This window comes from Ruoffia halotolerans, assembly GCF_014049385.1.
Lineage (GTDB): Bacteria > Bacillota > Bacilli > Lactobacillales > Aerococcaceae > Ruoffia > Ruoffia halotolerans.
Map to the genome: position 1 here is coordinate 41,002 of NZ_JACAOA010000017.1, position 10,695 is coordinate 51,696.

The 10,695-nt window shown below is 36.9% G+C and carries 11 protein-coding genes; 2 read left to right on the top strand and 9 right to left on the bottom strand.

The window, feature by feature from the left end; all coding sequences use genetic code 11:
* Window positions 1-57: 57 nt before the first annotated feature.
* The 3 genes from HW423_RS07210 to HW423_RS07220 are packed head-to-tail and all read right to left on the bottom strand — an operon-like array spanning window position 58 to window position 2,543.
* A complete protein-coding gene (locus HW423_RS07210; RefSeq protein WP_218931260.1) occupies window positions 58-891 on the bottom strand; it encodes a metal ABC transporter permease in 834 nt (277 codons plus the stop codon).
* Window positions 852-1,544 (bottom strand): metal ABC transporter ATP-binding protein, encoded by a 693-nt coding sequence (locus tag HW423_RS07215; protein WP_218931261.1) that lies wholly within the window; start codon window positions 1,542-1,544, stop codon window positions 852-854. Before HW423_RS07215 ends, HW423_RS07210 begins: the two co-directional genes overlap by 40 nt.
* A 27-nt stretch (window positions 1,545-1,571) precedes the next feature.
* Window positions 1,572-2,543 (bottom strand): metal ABC transporter solute-binding protein, Zn/Mn family, encoded by a 972-nt coding sequence (locus HW423_RS07220; RefSeq protein WP_218931262.1) that lies wholly within the window; start codon window positions 2,541-2,543, stop codon window positions 1,572-1,574.
* A gap of 304 nt (window positions 2,544-2,847) precedes the next feature.
* Here HW423_RS07220 and HW423_RS07225 point away from each other — a divergent pair, with 304 nt between their 5' ends.
* Both HW423_RS07225 and HW423_RS07230 read left to right on the top strand, forming a co-directional pair.
* Window positions 2,848-3,786, top strand: coding sequence for an ABC transporter ATP-binding protein (locus HW423_RS07225; RefSeq protein ID WP_218931263.1), 939 nt, complete (start codon window positions 2,848-2,850; stop codon window positions 3,784-3,786).
* The gene (locus tag HW423_RS07230; protein ID WP_218931264.1) at window positions 3,770-4,531 is read left to right on the top strand and encodes a hypothetical protein; all 762 of its coding nucleotides are present in this window, start codon (window positions 3,770-3,772) and stop codon (window positions 4,529-4,531) included. The genes HW423_RS07225 and HW423_RS07230 overlap by 17 nt, the downstream gene beginning before the upstream one ends.
* 20 nt (window positions 4,532-4,551) lie before the next feature.
* Here HW423_RS07230 and HW423_RS07235 read toward each other — a convergent pair whose 3' ends face one another.
* The 6 genes from HW423_RS07235 to HW423_RS07260 all read right to left on the bottom strand — a co-directional run bounded on the left by HW423_RS07235 (window position 4,552) and on the right by HW423_RS07260 (window position 10,683).
* Entirely contained in the window at window positions 4,552-4,959 is a 408-nt protein-coding gene (locus HW423_RS07235) for a YbaN family protein (protein WP_218931273.1), read from the bottom strand.
* Window positions 4,960-5,101: 142 nt separating this feature from the next.
* A complete protein-coding gene (locus tag HW423_RS07240) occupies window positions 5,102-6,304 on the bottom strand; it encodes a YcjF family protein (RefSeq protein ID WP_218931265.1) in 1,203 nt (400 codons plus the stop codon).
* 26 nt (window positions 6,305-6,330) lie between these two features.
* Window positions 6,331-7,011 (bottom strand): zinc metallopeptidase, encoded by a 681-nt coding sequence (locus tag HW423_RS07245; RefSeq protein WP_218931266.1) that lies wholly within the window; start codon window positions 7,009-7,011, stop codon window positions 6,331-6,333.
* A 208-nt stretch (window positions 7,012-7,219) separates the two neighbouring features.
* On the bottom strand, window positions 7,220-8,500 hold the full coding sequence (locus tag HW423_RS07250) for a uracil-xanthine permease family protein (RefSeq protein WP_218931267.1): 1,281 nt from the start codon (window positions 8,498-8,500) through the stop codon (window positions 7,220-7,222).
* A gap of 450 nt (window positions 8,501-8,950) precedes the next feature.
* Window positions 8,951-9,766 carry an ABC transporter ATP-binding protein gene (locus HW423_RS07255; RefSeq protein WP_218931268.1) on the bottom strand — a complete coding sequence of 272 codons (816 nt, stop codon included), beginning with the start codon at window positions 9,764-9,766 and terminating at the stop codon, window positions 8,951-8,953.
* Window positions 9,766-10,683, bottom strand: coding sequence for an ABC transporter permease (locus tag HW423_RS07260; RefSeq protein ID WP_218931269.1), 918 nt, complete (start codon window positions 10,681-10,683; stop codon window positions 9,766-9,768). The genes HW423_RS07255 and HW423_RS07260 overlap by 1 nt, the downstream gene beginning before the upstream one ends.
* Window positions 10,684-10,695: the final 12 nt, after the last annotated feature.

The window sequence follows — 10,695 nt, forward strand, 5'->3', positions numbered from 1 at the left end:
TTTACAATAACAGCACAAAAAAAGAAGTCAAACTCTCACGAGTTAGACTTCTATAGTTTAAGATGGATTATTATGTTTACGTTTGCGTAAAGTCACAAAGTAAGTAGCCAACGATACAATGACAAAAATCACGATAAAGGCTAATGTAATCGACGCTCCTGGTGGTGTATCGTATTCGTAACTCGCAAATATACCTGCAAATATCCCAATTAAATTAATGATAATACCTATAACAATGGTCTTCCCAAAGCTATCTGATATTTTAATAGCAGTTGCAGATGGGATAACGACTAATGCTGAAACAAGTAATGCACCAACAATTGGCATCATAATACTAATCGCAACCCCTGTAAATACCGAAAAAATAATTGAAATGAATCGAACTGGCAGTCCACTAGTATAAGCAGTCGCCTCATCATAACTCATCACATATAGTGTTCTTCTAAAGATTAGATAGAAGATAACAATAGTGACTGAGAGCCCAACTAGAATTTTCACTTCACTTGGTGAGATCAATAAGATTGAACCAAATAAGTATTGATCAATTTGGAAATTACCTGAGTTTGAGTTCAAACTCACCAATACTAAGGCTATCGCCATTCCAGCTGACATCATAATTGCAACGGAAATCTCTGAGAAGGTATTGTAAATTGTTCTCAAGTACTCAATGATAATTGATGCACCTACAACAAATAATAAAGTAGAAAGTGTTGGATCTACTTGAAGGAACATCCCTAAGGCTACTCCTGCTAAGGAAATATGTGATAAAGTATCGGCTAATAATGACTGTCTGCGTAAAATTAATAATAAGCCAATAATCGGTGTAATAAAGGAAATCGCAACACCCGCAACTAATGCGCGTTGGATGAAGTCATACTGAAGCAACTCCATGGTGTTCCCCCCTCTCTGACAAGTCGAATCTCACGGTCAAAAAAGCCATCCAGTTCATTATCCGCATGTGTTACCATTAGGATTGCTTTCCCATGAACTTTAGATGTATGACGTAATAATTTATAAAAAGATTTTCTTGAAGCAACATCCATCCCAGTTGTTGGCTCATCGAGTACAAAAAAGTCTGGATCCATCGCAAATGTACGAGCCAAATTAATTCGTTGCTTTTGACCGCCAGATAATTCCCCAACTTTACGACCTCTTAAATGATCCATCCCGACGGATTTCAACGCTTTGTCTACATATTCATAATCTGTGGCATCGAGTTTTTTGAACCAACGTCCTTTAGGGTAACGACCTGATTCAACTAATTTTTGCACGGTACTGGGGAAACCAGCATTGAAGGACGTCACATTTTGTGGGACATATCCTATAGATAACTTCTCTCCAAATTGGTTTAGTTTTGAATAGATGACTCGACCAGTGGCTGGGTTTAACAAGCCGAGTATATTTTTAATTAAAGTAGATTTTGCTGCACCATTTTCCCCAGTTAAGATAACAAATTCTCCGGGTTCAATTGTAAAGTTAATACTGTCTAGCACTTTTTCGTCATCATAGTAAAATGATAAGTCATGCACTTCTAATAGAGACATAATGTTACACCTTTCTAGTTGTACGTTTCATTTCGTTAATTGAGCTAAGTTCTCTCTCATTATACTGAAATAATCCTCACCTTGCTCAATTTCTTCTTCTGTAATGAATTCCAATGTTCTTAATGGTCGTAACTCTGCACCGGTTGCTTGGCTCACTGTTTCTGAAATAGTCGTTGATGTCGTCGGGTCAACATAAATAACTTGAACGTTTCTTTCGTTCACTACTTTGGTCATTTCAGTTAACTTTTTAGCACTCGGTTCGGCATTATTTGCTAAGCCACTAATGGCTAATTGTTCTAAATCATAAGCGTGAGCTAAGTATCCGAAAGCCTCATGTTGAACGACAATTGTTCTGTTCTCCAAATCAGCTAAACCAGTTTCAAATGCTTCATTCAATGCTGTTAATTCTTCAGATAGTTTTTCGGCATTCTCAGTATAAGTTGCTTTATTCGCTGGATCGAGTTCAATTAAGGCATTTTTGACATTTTCTGCCTGTTGAGAATAAAAGTTTGGATCTAACCACGTATGTGGATCAAACTCATGCGAGTGACCTTCTTCGTGGTCATGTTCATCGCCGTGATTGTGTTCCTCTTCATGACCTTCCTCATGCTCATAATCATGTTCCTCTTCTTCATGATTATGATCACCTGATAATAGGTCAATGCCTTCCGTTGATTCAAGCACTTGAGTTGCCGCTTGATCAACAATACTTAATAAATCACTGACAAAAAACTCCATCTCATCATCTTGATAGATGAATAAATCCGCCTCTTGAACTGCCACAGCATCTTTTGCCGTAGATTCATACGAATGCGCATCTTGTCCACTTTCTAAAAGCATCTCAACATTAATAGCGTCTCCACCTATTCGGCTCGCTAAGTAATACATTGGATAAAATGTAGTCATGACCGTCTTTTTGTCTTGGGCATGAATGTTGGCTCCAGGTATAATTAAAGCGAAAGCAATAACAAATAAAACAAACTTCTTAAATAATTTCATAATGATCAACCTCTCTTAAATGTAATGGTTACTATTTAGGCTTTCACTATATTACTCCCGAAGTTTACTAAAGTCAAGACCATTAAACATGACAATTTAATCATATGAAAAATGTATAATTCTATGTATTTCTCTTCGTATTTATTATTTGACGGTGTTATTATATATGAAAGGATAAAAAATAGTTTGAATAATTCACAGATATTTCAATATACAACTAGAGTCCTATGAAAAGCGTACTCAATTCGCGTATATTTAAAGAGAAATGATCGCATAACCCAAATGCGAATGAGAGGATAAGAAAATGAAAAATTCGCTAGTTTTAGAAGTAAACAATGTATCTAAACAATACGGTAAACAACAAGCGTTAGAACACTTTAATTTAAATGTGAACAAAGGTGAAATTGTAGGTGTCGCTGGTCCAAATGGCGCTGGAAAAACAACTTTATTTCGAATTATTACCGGAATGACTCCCATTTATGATGGGGACTTAAAATTATTTGGTTCCTTAGATGCGGCAGGTTTAAGAGAAAACCGCAAATATTTAGGTACTATTATAGAAGACCCTGCCTTCTTTCCGGAAATGTCTGCCAAACAAAATTTAGAATTCTATCGGATTCAACGAGGCGTTAAAGATAAGAACCGCATCGATAAATTATTAACACTTGTCGGGTTAGCAGATGTTGGAAACAAGAAATTTAAAGGTTTTTCTTTAGGTATGAAGCAACGTTTAGCCATTGCCTTAGCTCTCATTCATGAACCGGAACTGCTTGTATTTGATGAGCCAACAAATGGTCTCGACCCTGCAGGTATTATTCAAGTGAGAAAGTTATTACAAAAATTAGCTAAAGAAACAAACTTAACGATTCTAGTCTCTTCACATATTCTTTCGGAGTTAGAAAACTTGGCGACCCGCTTTGTAATCGTAAACCATGGTAAGAAAATCGATGAGTTCACCAAAGAAGAATTACAAGAACGTCTGCAAAGTTACTTTAAGTTTAAAGTAGATGACACTGACCGAGCTAGCCAACTGCTTGAAACAGAGTTAAATACAACTGAATTTGAAGTGACAGCTGAAGGGATGATCCATGTATTTGACCCAAATATTGAAGCCAGCGACATTGCTGATACCTTTGTAAAGAACAATCTGAAACTTTCTCATTTATCGCGTAACTCTCATAATCTTGAAGAGATGTTTATTAATTTAACTGAGGAGGCGCATTTTAATGATGAGATTATTTAAAGCTGAATTATACCAACTTTCAAACCGCCTTGCACCTAAAATTTGGTTATTTGTTGGTTTATTACTGGGTGCAGCTATTCCAATAATTTTCTATCTCGGAACTTGGGTAGAAGAAGGCATTCGCCCAATTATTCAAGTCCTTCCGGCAGAGACTTTAATTTACTTTGCCTTTATCCCATTAATGACAAGTACCGCAATTTTCCTATTAATCGGTCTAGGCAATACGGCTTTTCATGACGAAACGCGAAACCGCACTTTAATTAACACTGTGAGTACAGGGCACTCTCGAATGAAGATTTACTTAACTAAATACTTGAGTAGTCTATTTTTAGCTGTTTGCTTTTTATTTATTACTATCACCGGGTTTGCTATTGCGGGTTCTATGATTTTCAATGGTGGCATTTCGATTTATTATGAGATTTTATTTATGGAGACTGTTTTAAGTTACTTACCCATTTGGTTAATGTACTTGGCACTTTTTCAAATCATATATTTCTTCTCAACGAGCAATGCTTTGATGAATTTAACGATCCTTGGTATCGTTGCCTTACCATTAATCTTACAGCTTTTGGCATTGCGTTTTGATTTTATCGAAATGATTGAACCTTACATCTTCACCCAATTAAGTCCGGATAATCCAATCATGATTCAAGAGATTGATTTCACGCCATGGTTAGCCTTGATTTATTTCGCTATCTTTATGTTTATTGGAATCAGTCTATTCAAACGACGTGAAATAAAATAGAAAACACGACCCACTTCGGATTACTTTCCGGTGTGGCTCGTGTTTTTTTCATTACACTGATATGATTCTTCTCTATCTGGTACGACTAAGAACAAGACAGATAGAATGCCTAACATTAATAAAGCGAGTATAATTTTTACAAATATGATTGGTGCGAAATAAATTGATACGCCCATTAGAATCACGATATTGACAAGCATTTTGTATTTCTTTTTACGTGGAATAGATTTAGTTTCAACGTAATCTGAAACGTAAAACTGATACATTTTAGTTTGCTGCAACCAGTTTGTAAAGCGTTCGGAGCTTCGTGCAAAAAAGAAACCGGCTAATAATAAAAAGGGAGTCGTCGGCAATACAGGTAAGATAGTCCCAATAAAACCTATCGCAAACGTAATAAACCCACATATGATGTAAATATATTTTTTAATCAATTTATATCCCTCCTTTTTTATTATTTTAAGATGGTATCATTGTACACTTAATCACAAACTATTTCAAAGATTCTTTTGAATTTTTACAAAAAAAGTGATAGTATCCAACATATTGGAAACAATCACTTTATTCTAGCGTCTATTGATTTAAAAATGTACTTAAACATTCAGGTAAATATTTTTCTTTAATGTCTTTAGGAAGATTTTCGTAAACAACATCAAGTTGTTCAGATAAATTTTTGTTCATTATTTGTTGAATTTCTTTAATCTTCATATCGCGTCCAATAATTTCAGCGATCGCAATTTGACGAAGTACTTCAATATAACTGAAAGCTAAAGCTACAGTCAACACACTTGCAGTTGTCCCAGAGATCATCCCACCAGCAACTGTTCCGATACCTGGTATGATTTTAAAAGCTGATGAGACGAGGATTTTACCGAAGTAAGTCGCCCCACCAGTCCCGCCAATCCCTGCAATAATTGACACAATTTGTGATTTGTCCAATGACAAACCAAATATAGATGTAATGTGCGCTAACATTGTAATTTGCATCGGCACAAGGAGCGTGGCATCGGAAATCGGAATCGGTGAAAAACCAACGCCAAAAGCTGAAGCTACATACTTATTTGCCCAACGCCTAGCGTGTTCCACTTTAATGTTCAAATCTATTTGTTGGGCGTTGATAAAAGCCTTGTGAACCTCTGTTGGTACCACTTCAAGTGTTGTATCAATTAATTCTTGCAATCCATAAGCAGGTATTCTTTGTTCACCACGAATCAAATACGTTTTCGCTAACAATGGAATAATTGACTGAACTGGCATATTAAGCTCGTTTAAATATTTCTCAAAGTCACTATTCTTCTCACCAATCGCTTGCGTCAAGATTAGCAACACAGGCACATGCTCAGCCATTGCTTCAATTAACTCCATCTCAAATGGCTCAATCCGCGCCATTGTACTGTTAATACAGTAATAAACTATATCAATGGCTTCATGAGGACCTTTTTCTTTTTGTGATTTAATTAAATCTGAAAGTGACAGTAAGACTTCATGCTGCGCTTCAGGATTAAGCTCTAAACCTTTTGTGTCATACAAAGTCAGTGGGACACCCTCTTTAGTAATTTTCTCAACATGTTGAGTGATCGGTTGTCCAACACCGGTTTCTGCTAATTTTTCCCGGAAGACAGCATTAATTAAAGTACTTTTACCACTTCCTGTTTTTCCAGCAACTAAAATATTAATGGGTTCAATGCGGTCCACTTCTTGCTGAGTCTTCTCCATTAAATTATTCGCGATATCTCGATTCGCTTTTCTTTGTGTGATTTTATTCCATAAGCTCACAATCTACCATCCCTTTCAATTCATTCTTATCTTCTGCGGTTCGATATTAGAATGAGTCGTATTAACTGGAGCGCCGTACTTAACGTGGCTGCAATATATGTGAAAGCTGCTGCATCTAACACTTTTTTCGCTGCGGGCACTTCTTCCTGCACAAATACTCCTGTTTCCCCTAGAATCGCTAGGGCTCTTTTACTTGCATCAAACTCTACGGGTAAAGTGACTAATTGGAAAACGACAACTAAACCAAAAGCAAGAATCCCTATATTAACTAAACCAGTTAATTGAAATAATAAACCAATTAAAATTAAAGGCATCGCGATAGATGACCCAATTTGAACGACTGGTGCAATCGCACTTCTTACTTTTAAGAATGCGTAATCTTTTTGATCTTGAATCGCATGTCCAACCTCATGGGCTGCTACGGCTACTGCAGCTACTGAAGTTTGATCATAAGTTGCTTCTGATAAGCGCAACACTTTATTTCTAGGGTCATAATGGTCAGTTAAACGCCCTCTTACTTGTTCCACTTTTACATTAGATATTCCTGCTGTTTGCAAGATATGCTCTGCTGCTTGCTTCCCTGTAATTCTTTTTTCTGTATCTAATTGATCGTATTTATTGAATGTCGATTGCACACGATTTTGTGCGAACATAACAATTCCCATTCCGATAAGGACTAAAATGTAAGTCCAATCCATATAAAACATATGTATTCCTCCTTAGTTGAAATCACTATAATTATACCACATATACCATTTTTCTTTGCATCCGACAACTTGTAATGATTATATAATACTGACATTAATTTAAGATGAATAAAAAATAACCGAAACGCTCTGAACGTTTCGGTTTGTAGATTAGCGTATATTTATTATCGCATAATTTGATAAATTGACATCCAACTTAAGGCGGATATTATTTTTCTTCAGCAGGTAAAACTAAGTTTAAGATAATTCCAACAACCGCACTTAAAGCCGTCCCTGAAATAACTAAGGCTGAACCTACTTCAAAAACTGCCCCGCCTAAACCAATAACTAGCATCGCACTTGCGATAATTAAGTTACGGGATTGGTTAAAGTCTGTTCGATCACTGATTAATACTTTTAATCCATTACTTGCGATAACCCCGTAAAGTAAGATAGACATTCCACCTAAAACTGATTGAGGAATTGTTGAAATTAGAGCCGTGAATTTCCCTAAGAAACTGATGATAATTGCAATAATAGAAGCATTACGAATGACTGATATACTCGCTACTTTTGTCATACCAATAACTCCTGTATTTTCCCCGTAGGTTGTATTGGCTGGTCCACCAATGAATGCCGAGAATAAAGAGGCAATTCCGTCACCGGCTAAAGTTCTGTCTAAACCAGGTTTTTTAATATAATCATGACCTGTAATTTCCCCAAGAACCATCACATCTCCCATATGCTCCGCGATTGTTACAAATGCAATCGGGATAATCGCTAATGCTTCAGCACCAAAGTAGAAGTTATATCGATCTGGACTGTTTCCAAATGGTAGGCGAATATCTGGTAACGCAAACCAACTTGCTTCATGAACCGGGGTTAAATCAACAATCCCTAGTAAAATCGCCACTATATAACCCACAATAATTGCAATTAAGAATGGAATCACTTTGGCAAAACCTTTCCCTTTACATGTAACAAATACAGCTACGGCAAAAGTCACAACAGCCGTAAGAATTTGGCGCCAATCTCCACCTGAAACAAAGCCAGCATTTTGAACCGCTGTCGCTGATAAACCTAATCCGATAACAACAATCATTGGTCCAATAACGATTGGTGGGAATAATTTATTAATCCAGCCGCTTCCGATTTTATGTATGATAAATGCTACAACAACATAAACAAGTCCAACTAACATAATTCCAGTTTGAGCTGCATCAATACTTCCACCCATTTGATCAATCGCAAATGACATCGCTGTAATATAAGCAAATGATGAACCTAAATATACCGGTACTTTAAACTGAGTCACAACCATATAAATCAGCGTCCCAACCCCACTTGCTAAAAGTGCTGTCGACACTGGCAAACCTAATACTAAAGGCACTAAAATTGTCGCACCGAACATCGCAAACACATGTTGGAAACTTAATAATAAACCAGGTATTAAAAATGGCTTCTCATGTACATCCAACAACATTCTTTTTTCTTTTCCTGAATTTTCCATATAAACAGCTCCTTTTTGTTTAGGTTCACTTTGGACAAAATAAATAGCCCTTAGCAAAAACAGGGCTTTAAAGAAGTTCATATGTAAATTGATGGCTCGCTCAACGCAATACCCTCTATAAAATGAAGTCTTTAGTAACCTCTCTGGATTACTTTAAAAGTCCCTTTAACCTGTCAAAATTTTACCATGTATAAGGAATATTGCAATAGAAAATGTAAGATTTATTGAATATTTGTTTAGAAAAGTTTGTTGATGGGGGATGTTGGGTGGTGACAAGGGAATTAATCGGTTAATAGGACGGGGCAGACGTTAACAGTGGTAATTAAACACTTAACAGGACACGTCACCGCATGACAAGGGAAATTAAACACTTAACCAAAACTAACACAAAAACAGACCAGCAGTCGCTTTTAGCTGGCTGCTGGCCGGTATATTGGAATATGTTTCTAATTAAGATAATAACATCGCATCAGATGCTAATGTTTCACCTGATTCTTGACGGAAGAGCTCCATTAAACGATCAATCGTTAAGTTTTTCTTCTCTTCGCCACTCACATCAAAGATTATTCTTCCTTGGTGGAGCATAATCAGACGGTTACCATATTTCACCGCATCATTCATATTATGGGTAATCATTAATGCAGTTAATTGTTGTTCGCTCACAATTCTATCTGTTAATCTGAGAACCATTTCACTTGTTTTAGGGTCTAGCGCTGCCGTATGCTCATCCAGTAGCAATACTTGTGGCTTACGTAATGTTGCCATTAAGAGTGTTAACGCTTGGCGTTGTCCACCTGACAAGTAAGCAACATCTGTAGTTAAACGGTCTTCCAATCCTAAATCTAATATTTTCAAGCGTTCGATCATTTGTTGACGATCCGCTTCTTTAACACCTTTACGAAGGCCACGTTTTAAACCACGTCGGTTAGCTAACGCCATATTTTCCTGAATTGTTAAACGCGCCGCTGTCCCCATCTTCGTGTCTTGAAACACGTACCCAATTGAGTCCGCACGTTTGTTCATTGGAAGGCGTGTCACGTCTTTGTAATTAATTTCAATTGAGCCTTCATCAGGTGTCTGTGAACCATTAATTGTATTGAGTAAAGTTGATTTACCAGCACCGTTCCCACCAATAACAGTTACGAAGTCTCCATCATAAAGTGTTAAATCAATGCCTTTTAGAACGTGATTCTCATTAACTGTTCCACGTTCGAATGATTTTTGAATACCTGATAGTTCTAATTTAATTTTTCTTTCTTGAGTCATTATTTCGCACCTCCACTCACTGCGCTCTTCTTCCGACTACCAAATTGTCTTTGAATTTGAGGGAAATACAATACTAATCCAAGTAAGATAGCAGAGAATAGACGTAAGTCAGTTGGACGAATATCTATCCATGGTTGGTTTAAAATAAAGTCAATAATTAAGCGGTAAATGAAACTACCTAAAATGATCGAAGTTAAACGGAAACCAATTGATTGGTTAGGAATTACCACTTCAGCAATAATGACTGAGGCAAGTCCAATAACAATGGTACCTATACCCATACTTAGATCGGCGAAGCCGTCTTTTTGTGCTACCATTGCTCCACTTAAGGCAATCAACCCGTTACCAATAATATAGCCTAAAGTCTTCATAAGGTTTGTATTAATCCCGTTTGCTTCACTCATTCGTGGGTTATCCCCAGTTGCTCGAAGCGATAGCCCCATTTCAGTATGCAGAAACAGAACTAATAAAGTAATGATAATCGCTAGGATAATCAAGCCAAGAACTGTTACAGACATATTTTTACTGAAACCAAACATATCTTCCATAGGTGTGAAAATCGTTTCTTGACCCAGTAAAGCTAAGTTTGAACGTCCACCCATGACTTGGAAGTTAACCGAATATAAACCTGTTTGAAGTAAAATACCCGTTAAAAGTGGTGGGATATGAAGTTTTGTGTGTATCCAACCTGCGAGTAAACCACCGGCTGCCCCACCTGCGAAAGCTGCTGCAGTTGCGAGAAATGGATTAAGACCATTTGTAATTATAATGGCTGCGATGGCGCCCCCTAAGGGGAACACTCCTTCGGCTGATAAATCTGCGATATCAAGTAATCTGAAGGTAATGTATACCCCAATAGCCATGACTGCCCATACAACTCCTTGGCTAAAACTTGATGAAATAACATCTAGAATCATAAGTTAAACATA